Annotated in this window: 20 protein-coding genes and 2 pseudogenes; 9 read left to right on the top strand and 13 right to left on the bottom strand. The window is 70.3% G+C overall.

Annotation, left to right across the window (positions count from 1 at the left end):
• Positions 1-81 precede the first annotated feature (81 nt).
• Together LN251_RS29590 and LN251_RS29585 are read left to right on the top strand one after the other, a co-directional pair.
• Entirely contained in the window at positions 82-1116 is a 1035-nt protein-coding gene (locus LN251_RS29590; RefSeq protein WP_458248188.1) for a permease, read from the top strand.
• Complete coding sequence (locus LN251_RS29585; protein WP_458247237.1) at positions 1113-1859, top strand: TIGR03943 family putative permease subunit; 747 nt, start codon at positions 1113-1115, stop codon at positions 1857-1859. The genes LN251_RS29590 and LN251_RS29585 overlap by 4 nt, the downstream gene beginning before the upstream one ends.
• 25 nt (positions 1860-1884) lie before the next feature.
• Here the strand turns inward: LN251_RS29585 and LN251_RS29580 are convergent, their stop codons facing one another.
• The 8 genes and pseudogenes from LN251_RS29580 to LN251_RS29545 form a co-directional block, all read right to left on the bottom strand.
• Positions 1885-2730, bottom strand: a complete 846-nt coding sequence (locus LN251_RS29580) for a MerR family transcriptional regulator (RefSeq protein WP_458247236.1) — start codon at positions 2728-2730, stop codon at positions 1885-1887.
• Positions 2731-2775: 45 nt separating this feature from the next.
• The gene (locus LN251_RS29575) at positions 2776-3096 is read right to left on the bottom strand and encodes a nuclear transport factor 2 family protein (protein ID WP_458247235.1); all 321 of its coding nucleotides are present in this window, start codon (positions 3094-3096) and stop codon (positions 2776-2778) included.
• A gap of 32 nt (positions 3097-3128) precedes the next feature.
• Positions 3129-3902, bottom strand: coding sequence for an SDR family oxidoreductase (locus LN251_RS29570; protein ID WP_458247234.1), 774 nt, complete (start codon positions 3900-3902; stop codon positions 3129-3131).
• 116 nt (positions 3903-4018) lie between these two features.
• Positions 4019-5245 (bottom strand): lactonase family protein, encoded by a 1227-nt coding sequence (locus tag LN251_RS29565; RefSeq protein WP_458247233.1) that lies wholly within the window; start codon positions 5243-5245, stop codon positions 4019-4021.
• A gap of 126 nt (positions 5246-5371) precedes the next feature.
• A complete protein-coding gene (locus LN251_RS29560) occupies positions 5372-7495 on the bottom strand; it encodes a SpoIIE family protein phosphatase (protein WP_458247232.1) in 2124 nt (707 codons plus the stop codon).
• Positions 7496-7724: 229 nt separating this feature from the next.
• Positions 7725-8138, bottom strand: a complete 414-nt coding sequence (locus LN251_RS29555; protein ID WP_458247231.1) for a VOC family protein — start codon at positions 8136-8138, stop codon at positions 7725-7727.
• Complete coding sequence (locus LN251_RS29550) at positions 8135-8719, bottom strand: dihydrofolate reductase family protein (RefSeq protein ID WP_458248187.1); 585 nt, start codon at positions 8717-8719, stop codon at positions 8135-8137. Before LN251_RS29550 ends, LN251_RS29555 begins: the two co-directional genes overlap by 4 nt.
• A gap of 232 nt (positions 8720-8951) precedes the next feature.
• Positions 8952-9851 (bottom strand): annotated as a pseudogene (locus tag LN251_RS29545) (MFS transporter); the annotation flags it as partial.
• Between LN251_RS29545 and LN251_RS29540 the strand changes: the two are divergent.
• The 3 genes and pseudogenes from LN251_RS29540 to LN251_RS29530 all read left to right on the top strand — a co-directional run.
• Positions 9848-10086: pseudogene (locus LN251_RS29540) on the top strand (LysR substrate-binding domain-containing protein); the annotation flags it as partial. The pseudogenes LN251_RS29545 and LN251_RS29540 sit on opposite strands and share 4 nt — an antisense overlap.
• Before the next feature lie 107 nt (positions 10087-10193).
• A complete protein-coding gene (locus LN251_RS29535) occupies positions 10194-10727 on the top strand; it encodes a 2'-5' RNA ligase family protein (RefSeq protein ID WP_458247230.1) in 534 nt (177 codons plus the stop codon).
• 257 nt (positions 10728-10984) lie between these two features.
• Entirely contained in the window at positions 10985-11521 is a 537-nt protein-coding gene (locus LN251_RS29530) for a hypothetical protein (RefSeq protein ID WP_458247229.1), read from the top strand.
• Positions 11522-11817: 296 nt separating this feature from the next.
• On the opposite strand, the gene LN251_RS29525 is transcribed toward LN251_RS29530, so the two are convergent.
• The 3 genes from LN251_RS29525 to LN251_RS29515 all read right to left on the bottom strand — a co-directional run bounded on the left by LN251_RS29525 (position 11818) and on the right by LN251_RS29515 (position 15184).
• Positions 11818-12303 (bottom strand): VOC family protein, encoded by a 486-nt coding sequence (locus LN251_RS29525; protein ID WP_458247228.1) that lies wholly within the window; start codon positions 12301-12303, stop codon positions 11818-11820.
• A 112-nt stretch (positions 12304-12415) separates the two neighbouring features.
• Positions 12416-13663 carry a D-mannonate dehydratase ManD gene (manD, locus tag LN251_RS29520; RefSeq protein ID WP_458247227.1) on the bottom strand — a complete coding sequence of 416 codons (1248 nt, stop codon included), beginning with the start codon at positions 13661-13663 and terminating at the stop codon, positions 12416-12418.
• A 72-nt stretch (positions 13664-13735) separates the two neighbouring features.
• The gene (locus LN251_RS29515) at positions 13736-15184 is read right to left on the bottom strand and encodes a gluconokinase, GntK/IdnK-type (protein ID WP_458247226.1); all 1449 of its coding nucleotides are present in this window, start codon (positions 15182-15184) and stop codon (positions 13736-13738) included.
• 326 nt (positions 15185-15510) lie between these two features.
• Here LN251_RS29515 and LN251_RS29510 point away from each other — a divergent pair, with 326 nt between their 5' ends.
• Positions 15511-15708, top strand: a complete 198-nt coding sequence (locus LN251_RS29510; RefSeq protein WP_458247225.1) for a hypothetical protein — start codon at positions 15511-15513, stop codon at positions 15706-15708.
• A 343-nt stretch (positions 15709-16051) separates the two neighbouring features.
• On the top strand, positions 16052-16579 hold the full coding sequence (locus LN251_RS29505) for a ferredoxin (protein ID WP_458247224.1): 528 nt from the start codon (positions 16052-16054) through the stop codon (positions 16577-16579).
• A gap of 61 nt (positions 16580-16640) precedes the next feature.
• Here LN251_RS29505 and LN251_RS29500 read toward each other — a convergent pair whose 3' ends face one another.
• Positions 16641-17075, bottom strand: coding sequence for a response regulator (locus tag LN251_RS29500; RefSeq protein ID WP_383669012.1), 435 nt, complete (start codon positions 17073-17075; stop codon positions 16641-16643).
• A gap of 3 nt (positions 17076-17078) precedes the next feature.
• Positions 17079-17450 carry a hypothetical protein gene (locus tag LN251_RS29495; RefSeq protein WP_458247223.1) on the bottom strand — a complete coding sequence of 124 codons (372 nt, stop codon included), beginning with the start codon at positions 17448-17450 and terminating at the stop codon, positions 17079-17081.
• A gap of 125 nt (positions 17451-17575) precedes the next feature.
• Here LN251_RS29495 and LN251_RS29490 point away from each other — a divergent pair, with 125 nt between their 5' ends.
• Both LN251_RS29490 and LN251_RS29485 read left to right on the top strand, forming a co-directional pair.
• A complete protein-coding gene (locus tag LN251_RS29490) occupies positions 17576-19222 on the top strand; it encodes a sensor histidine kinase (RefSeq protein ID WP_458247222.1) in 1647 nt (548 codons plus the stop codon).
• Entirely contained in the window at positions 19219-20430 is a 1212-nt protein-coding gene (locus LN251_RS29485; RefSeq protein WP_458247221.1) for a PP2C family protein-serine/threonine phosphatase, read from the top strand. The genes LN251_RS29490 and LN251_RS29485 overlap by 4 nt, the downstream gene beginning before the upstream one ends.
• The last annotated feature ends 55 nt before the right edge of the window (positions 20431-20485 follow it).

Here is a 20485-nt window from a genome sequence, read left to right as displayed (position 1 = left end):
CATGATCAGCTCGGCGTGTTCTTGTTCGACGTTCGTGCGCGACCGCTATCTTGGCCCGATCATCCGACAGGCGGAGCGGCAATGCAGGAAACAACAGAACGCATCGAGACGGCCGAGCATGCCGACTCGGACACGACCGTCGATGCCGAGGCCGCTCCCGGCCGGCCGCGGACCTGGCCCCTCATGCTCCTCGGGGCGGCCATCGTGCCCGGCACGGTGCTGTACCTCGTGGGCAAGGGGCTGCAGACGCCGGCCATGCAGGCATGGCGGACCGTCTGCCTCGCCGTGACGGTACAGGCGCTGCCGTTTCTCCTTCTCGGCACGGCCCTGTCCGGTGCCATCAACGCGTTCGTGCCGGCACGGGTGTTCAGCCGCGTGCTGCCCCGTCGTCCGGTCCTCGCCGTGCCGGTGGCCGGCTTGGCGGGGGTCGTGCTGCCGGGTTGTGAGTGCGCGTCGGTACCGGTGGCGAACAGTCTGATCGGCCGGGGCGTCACGCCCGCTGCCGCGTTCGCCTTCCTGCTGTCGGCGCCGGCGATCAACCCGGTGGTGCTGACAGCCACCGCTGTCGCCTTCCCCGGACAGCCGGCCATGGTCGCCGCCCGACTGCTGGCCTCGATCGTCACGGCGTCGGTGATGGGCTGGCTGTGGTTGGGGCTGGGGCGGGCCGAATGGCTGCGGCCGGTCGCCCGGCACACCGGGCATGAGACGGGCGCCAGCCGGTGGCGCGAGTTCCGGGCCGGCTTCCAGCACGACTTTCTGCACGCGGGCGGTTTCCTGGTGGTGGGAGCGATGGCGGCGGCCACGTTCAACGTCGCGGTGCCCCGTTCCGTGCTGGAGACGTTCTCCGGTTCCGCCTGGTTGTCGGTGCTGTTCCTGGCCGCACTGGCGATCGTGCTGGCGGTGTGTTCGGAGGCCGACGCCTTCGTGGCGGCCTCGCTGACCGGGTTCTCCCCGGTCGCGCGCCTGGCGTTCATGGTGGTCGGCCCGATGGTCGATCTGAAGCTGATCGCTCTGCAGACCGGTACCTTCGGCCGGGCCTTCGCACTCCGGTTCTCCGCCGCCACGGTCGTCGTCGCGGTCCTGTCCAGCGCGCTGATCGGAGGAGCACTGCTGTGAGACGACCGCTTCAGATCACCCTGCTCGTCCTCAGCGGGATCGGCCTGCTGCACATCGCCCTCTTCACCGACTTGTACCTGCGCTACGTCAAGGAGGGGATGCGTCCGCTGCTCGTCGCCTCCGGAGTGCTGCTGATCCTGCTCGGTGTGGCGGACGCGGCGTCGTACGGGCGGCGGGACAAGCACGAGGAGCACGCTCCCCACAGCGAGAGCGGCCACGGGCACGACCACTCCAGCGCACCCCGGGTCGCATGGCTGCTGTTCCTTCCCGCTCTGAGCCTGCTGCTGTACGCCCCGCCCGCCCTGGGCGCGTACACCGCGTCCCGCGAGCCCGCCAAGGCGGTCACACATCAGGACGCGTTCGACCCGCTGCCCGCCACCTCGCCGATTCCGATGACCCTCACCGACTTCACCCTGCGCGTGCAGGAGGACCGCACGCGGGCCGTCAAGGGACGCACGGTCCAGTTGAGCGGTTTCGTCACGCCCGGCACACAGCAGGGCAGCTGGTTTCTGACCCGGATCATCATTTCCTGCTGCGCGGCCGACGCCCAGTCCGTGAAGCTCCGCATCTACGGCTCGGCGCCGAAGGCCGACACCTGGGTGTCCGTCACCGGTACCTGGCACCCCGGCGGAACCCTCGGCACCAGCTCCGCGTCCGTCGCGCTCGACGCCCGTTCCGTGGAGGAAGTGGCCAAGCCGGTGAACTCGTACACCGACGACCTCCCGCTGACCCCGACGCGGTAGTCAGGCAGAGCGAAGCGCGCGGCCGCTACGCCGTCGATCGGCCGGTGTCGGGGTCGACCAGCCAGGCGACGAGGGTTCTCCACTGCTCGGGCTGGTCGGTGTCGCGCGGCCCGACGAGGTAGACCTCCTCGACGAGGTCCTGGGACCGCAGGCCGTTGCGGGCGGCGAAGGAGCCCACGGCGCTGTAGGTGACGTCGAGGTCGTCGTGCGGTCCGCGATGCGTGGCGACGGCGGCGGTTCGCCGAGGGAGGTGGAGCACCTGCACGGTGGAGGGCGCTCCCGGTGGCAGAGGCGCTTCGGCGGGGAGATAGACGGTGGCGTGGCCGTGCCCGTCGGTGAAGAGGGTGTGCTGGTAGCGGCCGCCCGGAGGGAGCACCGGACGACCGGCGGCCGCTGCGTCCAGGTCGTTCATGGCGGAGTCGTACCAGCTCAGGTCGGCTCGGGGCGGCACGTCGAGGGATACCGCGAGAACCTGCTGCGGCGGTAGATCCTCCAGGCTCACGGTGCGCTCGGCCCGCGGGTCGAGGAGTTCCCGGAGTGTCCGCACCGCCCGCTGGGTGCGGCCGAGCCGGTCTTCGAGCCGGCGGAGATGGGCGGCGACGATCTGCTGTGCCGCCGGATGGCCCGTCTCGTCCGCGGCGCCGGACCCGGTCCGGAGGAAGTCCCGGACGTCCGCCAGCGGGAGGTCGAGTTCCCGCAGCCGCCGGATGGTCAGCGCCGGCCTGATCTGCGCGGGGGTGTAGTAGCGGTAGCCCGTGACCGGGTCGACCTCCGCGGGGACGAGGAGGTCCTGCTCGTGGTAGCGGCGGAGTGTTCGGATGCTCAGGTGAGTGATCCGGGAGAACTCCCCGATGGTCCATCGTTCTGCCACGCCGTCCTCCTCGTCGTCCGCGTCCGGCCTCGCCGGGTCTCGATATCAGGGTGCGATGTCCAGCAGAGTGATCTTCCCTCGTGCGTCGCGTTCGAAGCTGAAGCGGAGGGTGACCGGGCTGCCGGGGAAGTCCCCGGAGACCTCCGCGACGGCCGTGCAGGCGGGGGCTGTGCCGGTGACGCCATGGATGTCGTAGCGCACGGGCGGGACCTCGGCGCGCCAGCGGCGCACCGCCGCGAGTCCCTGGTGGCTGTGGCCGTCGTCGTGTACGACGACGTCGTCGTCGAAGAGCGCGAAGTAGCGCTCGCGGTCCGAGGCGATCGCCGCGTCGAAGTACTCCTTGGCGAATTGCTGGGCGTCCTGCACGGCGTTCTCCCTAAGCGTGAGAAGGCGGCTGGTCAGAGGGTGCGGACGGTGCCGCCGTCGATGACGTGCTCGGCCCCGGTGACCGCGCTCGCCCGGTCCGAGGCGAGGAAGGCGATCAGTTCGGCCACTTCTTCCGGCTCGGCGGGCCGCCCCAAGGGGATACCGCCGAGCACCGTCATCAGATCGTCGAGGGCGGCCTCGCGCGTGACGCCGCCCTCGCTCATCCGCCGTGCCAGGAGGCGCTCGGCTCCGTCGGTGCGGATGAAGCCGGGAGCGACCGAGTTGACCCGGACACCCATCGGCGCCACCTCGTTCGCGAGGCCCTTGCTGTAGGTGGCCAGGGCGCTCTTGGCCGCGGCATAGGCCAGTGTCGAGTCGTGCAGCGGCATCCGGCGTTGGATCGAGGTCACATGCACGACGGCACCCGACCCGCGGGCGGTCATCCCAGGGATCAGCGCGCGATCCAGCCGGACCGCGGCGAGCAGATTGAGGGTGAATTCCTCCGCCCACGCTTCGTCGTCCAGAGCGGCATACCCGCCGGCTGGCGCGCGAGAGCCGCCCGTGACATGCACGAGGATGTCCGGGGCGCCGATGAGGTCGCCCACTGCCGCGGCCGCCGACGCGGTCCCCTCGGGTGTGCTCAGATCGGCCCGGACGAAGAGGGGGTCGGCTGGTTCCGGCGGCGTACGGGCGATGGTGACCACCTGCGCCCCGCCGGCTCGAAGCCGGCGTCCTGTCGCCAGTCCGGTTCCCTTGCTGCCGCCCGCCACCACGGCACGGCGTCCATGGAGATCATTGCTGTTCATGGCTGCGACCCTGGACCCTCCCGCGGGGAGAGGGTCAAGACGGATCGTCCGGTGGCGAAGGGGCCGGGCGCGTCCTCTTCGCTGTCTCGTCGGCTTCGAGAGAGGCGGCGGTTCCTTCAGACCGCGGTGATTCCCTCCATGCCGGACTCGGCGAAGGGAGGCAGTCCGGTGGCCGTGGTGACCTTGGTGAGGGAGCCGTTCCTGCCGATGCGGAAGCCGTCCACGGTGCCGGACGTCGCGTTCTGGACGTACAGGAACTTCCCGTCCTGGGTCACCGCCAGGTCGATGACTCCCTGGGACATGGCGGAGGGTGCGGTGGCGATGCCGACCTCGTTGGTGAGGGCGAGCCGGCCGTGCCGGTCGCTGCGGTAGCCGGTGACGGTGGAGTTGCCGGTGTTGCCGCCGTAGAAGAAGTCGCCGGCGCGCTCCAGCCAGCACAGCGTGTTCTGACCGTTGGCCAGGGGCTTCTGGACGAGCCTGAGCCGGCCGTCGGCGAGCACCTTGTAGGTGCTCACCGTCGATTTCGCGGCCTCGGCCACCAGCATCCGGCCCGTCTTGTCGAAGGTGATCGCGAACGGAACGGCGCCGGCCGACTTGTTGACCTGAGCCCGATGTGCGGGACGTCCGTCGGGGCCCATCGGGAACACCTCGATGGTGTTGGCCGACTTCGTGGTGACGACCAGTTCACGCCCCTTCGGCGTGAACGCGACCTGGCCGGGCGAGCTGCTGAACAACGGCACCTTCTCGTTCGCAAGCCCCAGAGAACGGTGGGAGCCGACCAGCGGCTCGAGTCCGGTGGCCGTGATCCTGAAACCCTGGACGCTGCCGGCGCCTCCGGCGTTCATGACGTAGGCGAGGGTGCCGAAGACCGTGACGGACGAAGGGAAGTCACCGCCGGTGCGCACCACCTGCCGGTTCGTCAGCTTCTGTCCCTCGACCCGGAAGGACGTCACGGTGCCGCTGCCCGCGTTGACCGCCAGCAGCAGATGCGAGCGGCGGTCGTAGACGAGCGAGCCCTGGGAGGCGAGGGAATCGGTGGGTGCGTCGACCTGGTCCCCGCCCTTGCCGCCGGTCGGATAGGTGCCCGCGGCGGTCAGCCTTCCGTCCTCGCCGCGCTTGAAGACGTGGATGGTGTTTCCGGCGGGTTCGTTGCCCTGGACGAAGACGGCGTGGTCGGCTCCCGCCTCGGCGCTCTTCGTCGTGGCGACCGCCCGGTCGTGGGGGACTTCGTCCGCCGAGGCGATGGCCACCGTGGTCGCGACCGCCGCCGAGGCGAGAACGCCGAGGCCGGCGACCGTCATCCGGACCTGTGATGCCGACCTGCGCCTGGTATGCCTGCTCACGTCTGACTCCTCGTCCGTCGTGGCCACCGCTGGTCGGTGACCCGATGTCAGAGTTGCGTGTGGGGCGGATGGGACGCCGGTGTTCGATCGTCGCGTCAGCTTCTCGTAAGAACTTCCGCCGTGCCGTCAGTGGCGGTCGGTGGCCACGAGGTGGGCGAGGAGTACGGCTGCGTCGTCGTTCGGGTGGGCGGTGGTGAGGCAGGCGGTGGTGATCTGGTGCAGGGCGAGGGCGGCCGCGTCGTGCACGGTGGCCGCGAGCTCTGTGTGGAGCTGCCTTCGGGCCTGGTCGGGGTCGGTGTGAGGAGTGTCGGTGAGCCCGTCGGTGTGCAGAAGGAGTCTGCTCCCGGGCGGAAGGGTCACGCGGGTGGTCGCGTACGACGCATCGGCGAGGACGCCCAGCGGGAGGCCGGGCGTGACATGAGGGGCCGGCACGCCCTCCGGGGTGTGGACGAGGGGCGGGGGGTGGGCTGCCGTGGCGCAGTCGAGGCGGCCGGTGTCGGGATCGAGGGCCATGAGGCAGCAGGTCGCCAGGAGGGCTTGCTCGGGCTCGGCGTCGTTCTCGGCGGTGAGGAGGTTGTTGGTGTGGTGGAGGATCGTGGCGGGGTCGGGGGTGAGGGCTGCGTAGGCGCGCAGGGCTGTGCGGAGACGGCCCATGAGGGCGGCGGCCTTGGTGTGGTGGCCTTCGACGTCCCCGATGGTCAGGGCGATGCGTCCGTCGGCCAGAGGGAAGGCGTCGTACCAGTCGCCGCCGGCGTGGGCGTGCGGGGCGGCGGGGTAGTAGGCGGCGGCCAGGTGCAGGCCGGGGTGCTGGGGCAGGTGGGCGGGCAGCAGGCTGCGCTGGAGGCGGACGGCGCGCTCGTGCTCGGCGTCGTAGGTGCGGCAGCGCTCCAGGGCGCGTCCCAGGAGCGCGCCGGCGGCGATGAGCAGGGGTTGGTCGGAGGCGTGGAAGGCGTGGGGGCGGTTGAAGGAGAGCATGCAGGCGGCCGGGATGTCGGGGTCCGCCAACGGCAGCGGCAGAGCGGCCCAGGCGTGGCGTTTGAAGCGGGGCAGAGTGGCGGTGCAGTGGGGGTAGGCGGACAGCAGGTCGTGACGGGAGGGGGAGAACACGGCCTGCTGGTTGCGCAGGGCGTCGGTGAGCGGGGTGCGGGCGGTGAGGCAGACGCGGTCGACAGCGGCGCGGTGTTCGTCGTCGTAGCCGACGGTGGTGACAACGTGGGTGCGGCCGTGGCGTGCCTCTGCGATGACCAGGGCGTCGGCGCCGAAGACGGCCAGGGCCTCGCAGGCGGCGGCCGCCAGTTCCTGTGTTCCGCTCGCGCTGGCGGCGCTGGCCGCGAGGGAGATCATGCGGTCCGCGCGGCGGATTTGTTCGCGCAGGAGTGCTTCCCGCTGGCCGAGTTGCTCCGTGTCGTCGGTGATGTCGGTGACGTGGCCGGTGACCGTCGTCGACTTGCCGGCGTCGTCCAGGTCGCTGGTGCAGTGTGCGCGCAGGTGGCGCATGCGGCCGCCGTCCGTGGTGAGGCGGTAGTTCGCCTCGAAGGTGCCGGGTTGGGCGCGCAGGCGGTGCAGGATCTCCTCGATGGACCCCAGGTCGTGGGCGGGGATCCGGCGCAGAATGTCGGTCAGTGGGTGGCGTCCGGGACCGGGCAGGGCGTGTTGCCGGGCGAAGGTCTCGTCGCACTGCACTTCCTCGTGGGCCAGGTCGAGGCGGAAGACGCCGGTCGCGCGTGGTGTGAGACGTGGGACGGATGCCTCGGTGCGGCTCGTTCCCACCACGCCGGGGAGGTAACGATCCATCAGGTTCGCCGCTTCGCGCAGGAAGTCCTGCTCCGTGGGCGGGAAGGAGACGATGCCGGGACGCAATGCCACCGCGACTCCGTGGCCCTTGGTCAAGGGCACCACCATCCAGGCCGTGACCCCGGCTTTCGCCGGCAGGGGGAAGGGGCCCGGTGTTCCGCAACCGGCACGCTCCTGGCCGAGGGCCGCCCGGCTCACCGGCCACACCTCGCCCGTGGACAGGGGGCGCAGCGGAGGCTGCCAGCGTCCGCCGAGGCCGGCCACCCCGCACGGAAACAGATGCGTGCCGTCCACTTGGAAGAGCATCACGGTCCAGCCCACGCGGCCCATCCACCCACACGCCCGTGCCAGCGCTTCCGTCATGCCCCCCAGATCGGCCGCCACGGCGAGCGACTGCTCCAACTTGCCCAGCCTGGGGGCGGCGTGACGGTCCTCTGCGCTGTCCCCGATGCTCACGGCAGCCTTCTCCTTTCACCGCCTTGCTTGGGAAGAAGACGACCGTATATCTGACATAACGACCTTTCATGTCGCTGTCCGTTAATGACCGTTAAAGGGAGGCGCTGGGCCGTGTGGGAGGCGGAGGCTGGCCTTGTGCGGTGCGAGCACGTGTCGAATCGGCACGTGCATCGGTTCTGCCTCGTTTGACGGACGGGCCGGTTCATCACTCCGCGGCCGGGTGGCGGACTCAGGCGAAGTCTGCTGCCGTGAGGCCGTCGGCGTGTCCGGAGGGCCACTCCACCAACTCGATCCGGTAACCATCCGGGTCCGTGAGCCACGATGTCTTCGGGCCGTGCGGGCCGCCCGGGCACTGGAGGGGTTCGGGGCTCAGACCGGCCTCGGTCAGCCGGTCCAGCGTGGTGGCGAGGCTCTCCACCTGGATCGCGAGATGGTCGAAGCCACTGCCCACGTCGACTGGATCGTGGCCGGGGCGGTGGACCAGTTCCAGCGAGGCCGCCGGTTCTCCGGGGAACTTGAGGATCAGGAGGCGAGCCCCGTCGCCGGCCTCGACCCTGCCCAGTTCGTCGTAGCCCAACGCCGTGTAGAAGCCGAGCGAGCGATCCAGGTCGGTGACGCGATAGGAGACGAACAGCGTCTTCACGCGGCCTCCCCGGACCGACGCACCCGATAGCGCAGATGCGTGACGTCTCGGTCCTCGAGCCGCCGGACGAGGTCGAGTTCGACGTGATCGCCGCCCAGACCGTCGAACAGCCGTCGACCCTCCCCGAGGAGGACCGGAACCAGGTGGATCTCCATCTCGTCCATCTGGCCGGCGCGCAGCAGTGCTTGAGCCGCCCCCGCCCCGTGCACCATGACCGGCCGGTCTCCGGCGGCGGCGCGAGCCTGACGGGCGCAGTCCTCGACGTCGGTGACGAAACGCGCGTGGCCGGGTGGCACGTCCCCGTCGTCGACCTGGTGGGTCAGGACGAAGATCGGCACGCCGTCGTGATGGTCGCCCTGCCAGCGCCCGGCGAGTTCGAAGGTCCGTCGGCCGGAGATCAGCGCGCCGGTCGCCAGCGCTTCGCGGTAGACCTGCCCGCTCGGGCTCTCGGATTCCCGGTCGTCGAGCCAGTTGAAGAGCCGTCCGCCGTCGCGTCCGAGCTCCTGCCCCGGCCGATCGTCCGGGCCGGCGATGCAGCCGTCGAGCGACATCGACATGTACAGCCGAATCGTATTGCTCATCCTGGCCTCCCTCTCCTCCGTGATACCGGAATCGCGCTTGGTCCGCCGATGCGGCGGACCCGTCACAAGGAAGACCTCGGGCACCCGGCGAACTCATCGCAAGGGCGGAGCGGAGGGGTGGCAGACGCCATGGGGCTGGTCTGTTTCGATCCTCGGCGGAGTCGGCTCGGGCCGGCACAGCAGGGAGGGCGGCACAGGTGCGCACCTTGTGCCGCCCTCCTGCCGCACTGCGTCAGACGGCTGGCTGAGCGGCCTCCGCGGTCGGGGCGGGCTCCGTCTGTGCCGCGGCGGCCCGGCCGGGCAGGCTGAGCACGGCCAGGAAGCCGGCGACCGCCACGGCGGCGAAGAAGTAGAAGCCCCAGGGGTGGCCGATGCCGGCCGCCACGAGGGTGCCGGTGATCGACGGGCCGACGATCGAGCCGATACGGCCGATGCCGGAGGCCGAGCCGAGGGCGGTGCCGCGGACCGCGGCCGGGTAGAAGTTCGTCACGTACGCGTAGACCAGCACCTGGGCCGAGAAGACGAACACGCCGGTGAGGAAGACGACGGTGTCGAGCAGCAGGTCGCTGTGCATCCGGATGCCGAGGCAGGCCGGCATGGCCACCGAGACCGCGAACCAGCCGAGCGTGGTGAGCTTGATACCGCGCCGGTCGGCCACGAAGCCGCCCAGCACCAGACCGGCGACACCGCCGACGTTGAGGATCAGCAGTTGGGTGACGGCCGTGGGGACGGGGTAGCCGGCGTCGTTCATCAGCTGGGGCAGCCAGGTGTTGAGTCCGTAGACCAGGAGCAGACCCATGAAGGAGGCGACCCGGATGCCGATGCCGGCGCGCAGGTAGGCGGGCTCGAGGAGTTCGCCGAACGCCACGCGCCGGGAGGCGGGTGCGTCCTTGGCGCGGACGAACGCCTCCGACTCCGGCAGGCGGAACCATTGGATGGCCGCGACGAGGAGTCCGGCGACGCCGAGGACGTAGAACAGGACCTGCCAGTTCTTCGTGACCTGCAGGGCCAGCAGGGACGCGATCACGGCACCGGTGTGGTAGCCGGTCATGGTCAGTGTGCTGGCGCGCGCCCGGCGTGCGGCGGGCAGGTGCTCGGTCATCATCGTCAGCGACGCCGGCATGCAGGCACCTGCTGGAGCACACCGACCTCATCGCGATCGCCCCGAGTACGTCGGCGAGGTCTTCACCGCCTCCCACCGCCTTCGCCTGGTGAGACTCCCGTTCGACACGGAGCCCATCGAAGTGGCGTTGTACGCCCGGCGCGAGGCGTCACGCACTCCGTCCCAGCGGTGGCTGGTGCAGTTCATGGCGGACGTGCTGGGGGAGCTCGTCAGCCCGGCACAACTGCCGCCGAGCGCCCCCTGAGCGGGGAGGGCCTGTTCCCGCCCTTCGCACGCCCGGGGCCTGCGCGTGCGCGCGTCTGACGGCTCGGCGGCCGCTGCACCAGGGATGATCGCCGGTAAGCTGCGACGGTGCGCACAGTCGAGCTCCTGTTGGACCAGTCGGCGGAGTCGGCGGTCCGCGAAGCGTGGCGGCGGCTCGCGGACGCGGGGCTCCCCAGCCAGGCACGCCACCGGTCACCGACCAACAGGCCCCACCTCACCCTGGCCGCCTGCCCGGAGCTGACCGCCCCGATCCGCTGGGAGCTCGCCGAAGTGGCAGCCTCCCTGCCGCTGCCGGTGCGCTTCACCGGCGTGATCCGCTTCGAGCGGCCCACCTCGGTACTCGCCTGGGCGCTGGACTGCGACTCCGCGCTGGTCTCCCTGCACCGCCGCGTGTGGGACGCGGTGGCCTCGGACAGCGCGCCCGGGACCCTCAACCCCTTCCACGAGCCCGGGCGTTGGAGCCCACACATCACCCTCGGCCGGACCCGCCGGGCCGGTGCCTTCGCCGACCGGCGCGTGCCCGAACTGCTGCCGACGCCCCCGCTGTCGGTCCATCTCACCACTCTGCGCAGCTACGACACCGAGACGGGCGCCCTGGAGGTGCTCCGGCCCCGCCCGTGAGACGGTTCTGCCTCGGAACGGGACTGCCGCGACGCCCGCCGGACACCGCCGACCGTCCTACGGCCCCTCAGACCACTGCCTCGAAAGGCACAAGCCGTCACCGCGACGGCGCCGATACCCTCACGGACGTGATCGACGAGGCGACGACAGGCATGGGTGGAGGCGCTCCCACGACGGCGCGTCTCCGCGATGTCCTCCACCGCGCCGCACGATGAGTGATCGCCGAAACACCTCCTGCCGAGGTGCATTCCGCCGACGTGGCCCGGATCGTGGCGAGCGATGCCGCGATCGCCGAACTGGCCGAGCTGCTGGCCGTCGTGGACGGCGGAACCGGCGACCGGTTTCGCTGTGAAGGCTGGCCGACGACCCTGATCTACGGCACGACGGGCGAGCAGATCGCCTGCTGGACGCTCCATCACCGATCCGGTGTTCGCGGCATCGGTGACTGCGATGCCGATCTGCGAGACGGCCCCGCACTCACCGAGTGGCTGGCGGAGCGCGGGCTTACCCGATCCCGGGCGGTCCAGGAGGAATTGGCCGCGCGACGGGCCGAGGAGGACCGGCGCCGGCTGCGGTGGGTGCAGGCAGCGCCCGCCGGGCTGCGCGTCGCGGCCAGGAACGTCTGCAACCCGCCGGGACCCGACACGCAAGCCTGGTCAACACGGCTCGGCCAAGGCCCGGCTCGGCGCACTAGCCCACGACAGCTACCCCGACGGGATCGAACGGATCCGCGTCCTGATCGCTTGGGCCGGGGTGACCGCCAGAGAGTCCACCGGCGGCCTGAAATGGTATGACATGGCGGTCCAGCAGCAGTTGCTCGCCGAAGATCCCGATCACATTTTCGCCGCGCTCACCGTCCACCGGCCGAACCCTGCCCAACTCGACGGCGCGCCCAGCTCTTCGCGTCGCTCGAGTGGATCGGAGCGTATGGCCGTCAACTGCCCGAACCCTTGCGGTCAATGCTGATCGAGCACATCCGGACACATGGCACCGAGCCCACGAAGTTCCGGATGCGCCCACGGCTCTACGGCACCGAGAAATCCGTCTGACAACCCATCACGCGCACGACCACCGCGCGTACGACACCCCGTCACCCGGCGGCAGCCACACGCCGCAGAAGCTCCTCCTGCGTCACGTCTTCGACGTGGGTCAGAAACACCCACAGGTGACCGGCAGGGTCCTTGAGGATGACAGTGCGGTCACCGTGGAACATGTCCTTCGGCGGCTGGACGATCTCAGCCCCCGCGGCTTTCGCGCGTGCCGCAAGGGCGTCGACGTCCGGCACGAAAACATGCAGCGTGACGGACGTACCTCCGCCGAGCGAGGCAGGCGCGGCGAAGGAGGCGGCCTCCGCCTCGTCCACGCTGGCGTCGCCCAGCATCAAGGTCGACCGTCCGACGGTGATCTCGGCGTGCAGAATCCCGCCGCCCGGAGCGTCGACCCTGAAGTCCTCACGGGCACCGAACGCCCGCTGGTAGAAGTCGATCGCCGCGGCAGCGTCGTCGACCATGATGTGGGGGATCACGGCATAGCGGTAGCGGTCGGGGATCTCGATGGGGGCGGTGTGCTCGGTCACGTCGAACCTCCAGGAAAGGCACCGCCGGTCGGTCCCTGCGGCACTGGAACGAACCTAGAAGCTCGAGCTTGGTTGAGGTCAAGCGTGTGAGTCTCCGAGCGGAATGCCCGCGCTACCAATCGTGGACGGTTCCGTCGCGCAGCCTGTTCACCGGCAGGTATGCCGGCTGGTAGGGGAACCGGGCCGCTGCCTCGGTGTCGAGGTCGACACCGAGGCCGGGGGTGTCGGAGGGGTGCAGCAGCCCGTCCTTGAACCAGTACGAGGTGCGGAAGACCTCCAGCGTCCGGTCGGAGTGCTGCATGTATTCCTGGATGCCGAAGTTGTGCACGGCGAGGTCGAGATGGAGTGCGGCGGCCATGCCCACGGGTGAGATGTCGGTGGGGCCGTGCATCCCGGACTTGATGCCGTAGACACCCGCGAGGTCGAGCAGCTTCTTCATCCCGGTGACGCCGCCGGCGTGGGTGACCGCGGAGCGCACGTAGTCGATCAGCCGCTCGTGCAGCAACGTGGTGTAGTCGTAGACCGAGTTGAAGACCTCGCCGATGGCCAGCGGTGTCGTCGTGTGCTGCCGGATCAGGCGCAGCGCCGCCTGGTCCTCGCCCGGTGTGGCGTCCTCCAGCCAGAACAGGTCGTAGGGCTCCAGTGCCTTGCCCAGCCGTGCGGCCTCGATCGGCGTCATCCGGTGGTGCCCGTCGTGGAGCAGGGGCAGTTCGGGGCCGAACTCGGCGCGTACGGCCTCGAAGACGGTGGGGAGGTGCCTCAGGTAGGCGCGGGTGTCCCAGGTCTCCACTGCGGGAAGCGGCCGTTCGCTGCCGGCGGTGGCGCGGCGTGCGGGTTCGTAGTCGTAGCGCTCGCCGCCGCCGGCGCTGGAGGTGGCGACGCCGTACACGGAGTCCAGGCCGGGTATGCCGGTCTGGATGCGGATGGCGCGGAAGCCCGCCTCCAGGTGTGCGCGGACGGAGTCGAGGAGTTCGGGCACGTCACGGCCGGAGGCGTGGCCGTAGGCGAGCGCTCCGGTGCGGGACGCGCCGCCGAGGAGCTGGTAGAGGGGCATGCCGGCGGCCTTGGCCTTGATGTCCCACAGCGCCGTGTCGACGGCCGAGATGGCCGCCATGGTGACGGGACCGCGCCGCCAGTACGCGCCGCGGTACAGGTACTGCCAGGTGTCCTCGATGCGGGAGGCGTCGCCGTCGGCGATCAGCGGCAGGACATGGTCCTGCAGGTAGGACCTGACGGCCAGTTCGCGGCCGTTGAGCGTGGCGTCGCCCAGGCCGACGAGGCCGTCCTCGGTGGTCAGACGCAGGGTGACGAAGCTGCGTCCGGGGCTGGTGACGATCACTTCGGCGGACTTGATGCGCATGGCGGTTCCCCCAGTGTTCGGTCGGTCGGTCGGTGGTCCGGCAACACGCCCAGCGGGGCTGGGAGTCGGGCGTCAGTGGGCGCGGATGCGCCGGGCCAGTTCGGTCTGGACCTCGGCGACGATCCGCTCGGGAGGCAGGGTCGCGTCGAGCGTCATGCCCGCCTCGTCCTCCTCCAGCGGTTCGAGGTCGGCGAATTGCGTGGACACCAGGGAGGCGGGCATGAAGTGGTCCTCCCTGCCCGCCACTCGGGCTCTGGCCTGGTCCTCGTCGAGCGCGAGGTGGACGAAGAACACGTCGGGGCGGGCGACGCGCAGCAGTTCGCGGTAGATGCGTCTGAGGGCGGAGCAGGTGATCACCAGCCCCTCCTCCGGGGCGGCGGCCCGCATGCGGTCGGCGATGGCGGCCAGCCACGGGCTGCGGCTGCGGTCGTCGAGGGGGTTGCCCTTGGTCAACGACTCACGGTTGCGCGGGGGATGGAACAGGTCGCCCTCCTCGAACGGAACGCGCAGCGAGTCCGCCAGGTAGCCGCCGACGGTGGTCTTGCCGCATCCGCTGACCCCCATGACGACGACGGGGACGTGCCCGGCGTGGATGACGGCGGCCATGGCTTTTCGGAAGCCCGAACGGTAGGCGGCGGGCAGCCCGTCCACGTCGAACTGGCGCAGCCCGGCGCGCAGTCGGGCGAGGACGACGGGGTCGTGCAGTCGCCCGCGCCGGATCTCGGCCATGATGGCCTCCGCGAAGGCCTCTGCGGCCGTCGCCAGCCCCTGGTCGACGGCGTAGGCCAGTCCCATGTGGAACCACATGGCGATCGGCTGCGGCCGTACCGGATAGTTCTGGACGGTGTCGGCACCGGCACCGACGGCGGCCGGTACGGGGGCCAGCCTTGGCTCCTCGTCCCCGTAGGACCACCGGTCGATACGGTGGTTGAGGGCCATCACGACCGGGTGCGCCAGGCGCAGGAAGAGCTCGTTGCGCGAGCCGGCGAGAAGGCTGCGGTGGAAGGCCGCGTCGACGTCCCGGAACCGCTGGCGGACCGCGGCGCCCTCCCGCCGACGCGCGAAGTCCGGGTCCTCGCTGAGCGCGAGCAGGGTGCGGGCGTGGCTGGTCAGGTCGTGGCAGATCTCCGCGGAGCGGCTGACGGCAGCCAGTCTGGCGGCGCGGGGCTCGATCACCTCGCGCAGCTCGGTGAGCGAGCGCATCTGGCTGGAGGGCGCCACTTCCAGCCGCCAGGAGATGACGTCGGCGTCCAGCAGGTCCCAGCGTTCCAATGGCTGTACGGTGGCGCCGATCCGGGCCTGCAGATTGACCAGGCCCTTTTGGTGCAGCGCCTGCAGCGCCTCGCGGGCCATGGGTCGGGTGACCCCGAACTCGTGCATCACGGCGTCCACCGTCAGGTGCTGGTCGCGGGGCTTGCCGCCCTCCACGATCTGACACCCCAGCCGGCCGACCAACTTCGCCGTAGAACCCCGCAACGCGTCCTCGGACCCTGCGGGCAGGTCCGGTTCGGGACCAGTCATGGCGTTGATGCTAGGTCACAGCACTCCTCTGGTCACCGCTCCAGCGAGGGATGGAAGGAGTGCGGGGAGCTCTCGGGGGCGCACGGCGGAGCGCATATGCGGCAACGACTGCTCCCGAGCGACCTGTTGGCGACGTGATAACACATCAGAAGCCTTTTCTGATACTGCTCACATGCGTACCGTGGTCGACATTCGAGTTGCTTCGGTGGCGCCGGAGCGCCGGCCGGGAGTGCGCGTCCGAGGCGACGCCACCGGGCCGGTGCGGGCGCGCGGCAGCCGGCACCGGGCTGCCCCATCCCGTCCTGACGCAGCCGCAGGAGAGCCGCATGCCCGAACCGACCTCGCCCACGCCCCCGCCGGAGCGATTGTCACTGCGCTGGGCCCTGATCCTGCTGGCCTCGGTAGTGGCGGGCCTCCTGGCGGGCCTGCTCACCTACGCCGGATCGGGCAACTGGCCCGGCTCCCTGCTGGCGGCGCTCGGCGCGAGCGGAGCGGCATTCACGGCACTGCCCCTGCTGCTGTGACACCGCCCGCGATGAACCGGGACCTCACGGACGTGATCCACGAGAGAACTCGCGCTGTCCGCTGCCCGGCACGCGACCGAGCCGATCGCCGGCGATGTCGACGCGGCGCAACTGCGCGACTGCTACCGGTCGTAGGATCTGCTGCCTGGTGGCCTGGAGACCGTCATCGGCGCCGACGGCTCCCTGAATGACACCGTCGACCGCATCATGAACGACACGGGTCTGGTCCACCTGCCCGCCATGGAGCGTTGACTTGCTCAGGGATGTCACAGAGGGTGCGCTCGCACGCCGTGTGACCGGGGGAGTGCCGGTGAGCCGCGCGGCATCGGGCTAGCCTTCTGCCGTGGAGCCCTACTTCGATCCGGTACCTCTGCTCGGCGAGGCGCGTGAAGCGTTCCTGGGGCGATGGCCGGATCGGAAGTGGCTCAACGTGCCCGGGCCGTTCTACGGGGCCGAGACCGACAACTGCGGCACGGGCCGACTCCATGCCCCAGGGCTCGTGCTCTACGAAGCGGACCACTTCACGGAGTACGTCTACCGGCAGCCCCGGACGACGGACGAGCTTCGGCGGCTGGTCGACGCGGCGCAGGCCGAGACGTTCTCGGGTTACGGCTGTGACGGCGACACCCACTGGACGCCGGCAGCGGTCCGGGAGTGGTGGCGCGACCGTGGGCGGGTCAAGGAGTATCTGGTGAGCCGGCGAGCCGACTGGGAGGCCGACGACGCGAAGGCGGGGCAAGGGGTGGCCTCGGCCGCCGAGCACTACGCCGCCTACCTCGACGGCGAGCTCGCTGCGCACCTGCGGGCCTACGTCTTCTGGTTGGAGGAGCGACGGTCTCCGACGGAGGCGGACCGTCTGCCGCTGCTCTGAGCGGGGCGTCGCCGAGCGTTCGGCAGGCCGGGACGGAACGCCCCGGCCGTACACAACGTGCCTACTCCTTGGGCGGCTTGACGGCGATGTCGAGGTAGAAGGCGTCGATGCTGCGGACGGCCGCCTCGAAGTCCTCCAGGTTCACCGGCTTGGTGACGTAGGCGTTGGCGTGGTGATGGTAGGCGCCGGTGACGTCGTCGGGGGCCGCGGAGGTGGTCAGCACGACGACGGGGATGGTCCGCAGGTCGGCGTCCTCCTTGACCACGGCGAGGAATTCACGGCCGTTCATGCGGGGCATGTTGAGGTCGAGCACGATGAGGTCGGGGCGCTCGTTGTTCGGGTCGCGCAGGTACTCGAGGGCCTCGACGCCGTCGGAAACCTGCGTGAGGTTGCGGGTGCCGCGTTCGGCGAGGGCGTCCTGTATCAGCATCGCGTCGGCGAGATCGTCCTCGACCAGCAGCACGTCGTAGGGGCGGGTTGCGGCGGCAGCGGCCATGAGTCACGAACTCCAGGGTGTGGGACGGGGGGCTGGGTGGGCGGTGCTGTTGGTGATCAGGCCGGGCCAGCGACGCCGGGCTCCTTGACGGCTCATGCTCAGGGCACGGCCGATCTCGGGATAGCCGGCTCCGCTGGCGGCCGCGGCGTGGGCGGCCTGGTCCTCCAGACGACGTGCGGCGAGTTTGACGCCTGCGAGGATCTGCAGCCGCAGCAGAGCGTGTCGCCGCAGGTCTTCGGCCGCCTCGGCGGCGGGTTCCACCGAGGCGCCAGGGCTTTCCTGCATCAGCTTTCGGGTGAGCTCCTCCACCAATTGAGTCAGCAGCGTGGCCATGTCCTCGTTCGGCGGATGAGTGGCGAAAGGCGGACGGGGCATGGGATCACCCTAAGACGTCGATCTCGGATGCGACAACACACGTTGTCGGTGCCACGGGTAAAGTGTGCTGGCCGCGCATCACGGCGCGACCCGGATGGCCGGCCGAGGGAGAGTTGTGGACCGCGATGACGAGTAAGCCGTCGCATCATGAGGGCGCGTTTTCCGCGTGGACCACGCGGCGCTGGCTGCGGCTGGGCGTGGCAAGCACGCTGGCCGTCCTGACGGTGCTGGGATCCCTCGGCGGCTGGGCCGTGTGGCGCACCTCACAGACCACGGCTTTGCTGACGGACCGGCGCTCACCCGCTCTGATCGAGTCCATCCGCTTGGAAGAAGCCCTGGTCAACCAGGAGACCGGCATTCGCGGCTACGGCATGTCCGGACGGCAGGACTTCCTGGCCCCTTACGCGGAGGGTGTGTCCGACCAGAAGGCGGCCATCAAGCGGCTGCGGCCCCTGCTCCGCGGCGATGAACGAGCCCTCGGCGACATGGCCGAGGTGGAGAGGCGTATCAGCACCTGGCAGGACCGAATAGCCCGCCCGGTTTCCGCTGCGTCCCCCGCCCGGGCAGCTCAGATCTCCACGGCACGTACTGGCGAGGGCAAGACCACGTTCGACGCGCTGCGTCGGGCGATGGCCGACCAGCAGACCCACCTGCAGGACGAACGGACGGCGGCGACCCGCGACCTGCGACGCGCGGAAACCCTGCGCAACTGGATGTTCGCCATCATCGCCGCTGTCATCGTCATGGTCGCCGTCCTCGTCTTCGAGGGCCTGCGGCGTGGCATCACCGGGCCGCTGAGCCGGCTCAGCGCAGCCGCCCGCGACGTCTCGCAAGGGCGTTTCGACCGATCCCTCACGGGCGCCGGCCCCGCCGACCTGCGCCGGCTCGCCTCCGACCTGGAGGCCATGCGCCTGCGCATGCTGGAAGAGTTGCGGTTCAGCGAGGCCGCCCGCACGCTGCTGGACGAGCAGGCGGAGGACCTGAAGCGCTCCAACACGGAGCTCGAGCAGTTCGCCTACGTCGCCTCACACGACCTGCAGGAACCGCTGCGCAAGGTGTCCAGCTTCACCCAGCTCCTCCAACGCCGCTACGGAGGGCAGCTGGATGCGAGGGCCGATCAGTACATCGCCTTCGCCGTCGACGGCGCCAACCGCATGCAGACCCTCATCAACGACCTGCTGGCCTTCTCCCGGGTCGGCCGCGTCCACAACGACCATCAGACGGTGGATCTCGAAGCGGTCCTCGGCCGGACTCTGGACACGTTGAGCGTGGCCGTCGAGGAGAGCGGCGCCGAGATCACCCACGAGACCCTGCCCACCGTCGTCGGAGACCCGACGCAGATGGGCATGCTCTGGCAGAACCTGCTGTCCAACGCCATCAAGTTCCGCAGCCCCGACCGGCCGCCCCGCATCCACATCAGCGCCACCTCCGACGACGGCCTCTGGGAGTTCGCGGTCACCGACAACGGCATCGGCATCGCGCCGGAGTTCCAGGAGAAGATCTTCGTCCTCTTCCAGCGGCTGCACACCAAGGACGCCTACCCCGGAACCGGTATCGGCCTGGCCATGTGCAAGAAGGTCGTGGAGTTCCACGGCGGCACGATCAAGATCGACCCCGAGTACAGGCAGGGCACCCGCGTCGTCGTCAGCCTTCCCGCCATGACGGCCGAGACCACTGCGGCCGCCGAGACCGCTGCCACCTCCGAGACGGTCGCAATCGCCGGGGCGGCCGCAACGGCTTCGACGGGGGACGCAGACAGGAGACAGTCGTGACCGCCCCCCTCGCAGGCCACGACGGGTCGTACGACCTGCTGCTGGTGGAGGACGACGACGGCGACGCCCTCCTCGTCGAGGAACTCCTCTACGACACCGATCTGCCGCACAACCTCACCCGCTGCCGTACGGCCGCCGACGCGCGTCGCGTGCTGGCCGCACGTGCCGTCGACTGCGTTCTGCTCGACCTGCACCTGCCGGACGCGTCCGGGGTGGAGACGGTCAAGGCGATCCAGAAGGACACCCACGCCGCCATCATCGTCCTGACCGGACTGGACGAACCCCGTGCCGGAGTCGACGCCCTCGCGGCCGGCGCCCAGGACTACCTGATCAAGGGCAAGGTCGAACCGGACCTGATGCAGCGCGCCATGCGCTACGCCATTCAGCGAAAGCAGGCCGAACGCGCCAACGCCGCCCTGCAGATCGGCCGCTTGCGCGCCGAGGAGAACGCACGTCTCGAACGGGGCCTGCTGCCGGAGCCCCTCCTGTCGTCCGCGACCGTCACCGCCTCCAGCCGCTACTACCCCGGACGGGCACAGGCCCTGCTGGGAGGCGATTTCCTCGATGTCGTCCAGACCGACGACGGACAGGTCCACGCCGTCATCGGAGACGTCAGCGGCCACGGACCCGACGCCGCGGCACTCGGCGTGTGCCTGCGCATAGCCTGGCGCGCACTGACCCTCGGCGGCCACCGCAACCAGCAGCTGCTCCACCTGCTGGAGCAGATCCACATCGCCGAGCGCGCCGGCAGCGACCTGTTCACCACCTGCACCCTCATCACGCTCGACCCGAACGAGGCCAGCCTCACCCTGCACCTGGCCGGCCACCACGAACCGCTCCTCATCACCCCCGACGGGACCGGCGAGGTCACCGCCGCACACGGAGTCGCGCTGGGCATCGCACCCGGGCTGGGCAAGTGGCCCGCCACCACGCTCGCCCTCCCGCCGCGTGGCGCGCTCCTCGCCTACACCGACGGTCTCATCGAAGGCTACGCGGGTGACACGACCACACGGCTGGGTGTGGAGGGACTTCTCCGTATCATCGACACACTCCCCACATCCGACCCCGGCACTCAGCTGGACGATCTCATCGCCCGCACCCGCACCCTCAACGCCAGCAGGCACACCGACGACCTCGCCGTCCTGCGTCTCGACTGGAACACCGACGCTCCTCGTCGTGCGGCTACGAGGCGGAGCAGCGCAACGTAGCCCCTGCGGCATACTGACGTGTTCGGCGCCGCACAAGCCCAGGAAGCCTGGGGGA

The organism is Streptomyces sp. MAI_2237, from assembly GCF_054189285.1.
The sequence above is the reverse complement of the archived record's forward strand: the minus strand, read 5'-3'. Positions and strand labels throughout refer to the sequence as shown.

Bases quoted from the DNA above. Each gene is read 5' to 3' on its own strand.
- LN251_RS29515 (WP_458247226.1), bottom strand. From the start codon at position 15,184: ATGACTGGTCCCGAACCGGACCTGCCCGCAGGGTCCGAGGACGCGTTG.
- LN251_RS29550 (WP_458248187.1), bottom strand. From the start codon at position 8,719: ATGAGCAATACGATTCGGCTGTACATGTCGATGTCGCTCGACGGCTGC.
- LN251_RS29590 (WP_458248188.1), top strand. From the start codon at position 82: ATGCAGGAAACAACAGAACGCATCGAGACGGCCGAGCATGCCGACTCG.
- manD (WP_458247227.1), bottom strand. From the start codon at position 13,663: ATGCGCATCAAGTCCGCCGAAGTGATCGTCACCAGCCCCGGACGCAGC.
- LN251_RS29570 (WP_458247234.1), bottom strand. From the start codon at position 3,902: ATGAACAGCAATGATCTCCATGGACGCCGTGCCGTGGTGGCGGGCGGC.
- LN251_RS29490 (WP_458247222.1), top strand. From the start codon at position 17,576: ATGACGAGTAAGCCGTCGCATCATGAGGGCGCGTTTTCCGCGTGGACC.
- LN251_RS29510 (WP_458247225.1), top strand. From the start codon at position 15,511: ATGCCCGAACCGACCTCGCCCACGCCCCCGCCGGAGCGATTGTCACTG.
- LN251_RS29495 (WP_458247223.1), bottom strand. From the start codon at position 17,450: ATGCCCCGTCCGCCTTTCGCCACTCATCCGCCGAACGAGGACATGGCC.
- LN251_RS29500 (WP_383669012.1), bottom strand. From the start codon at position 17,075: ATGGCCGCTGCCGCCGCAACCCGCCCCTACGACGTGCTGCTGGTCGAG.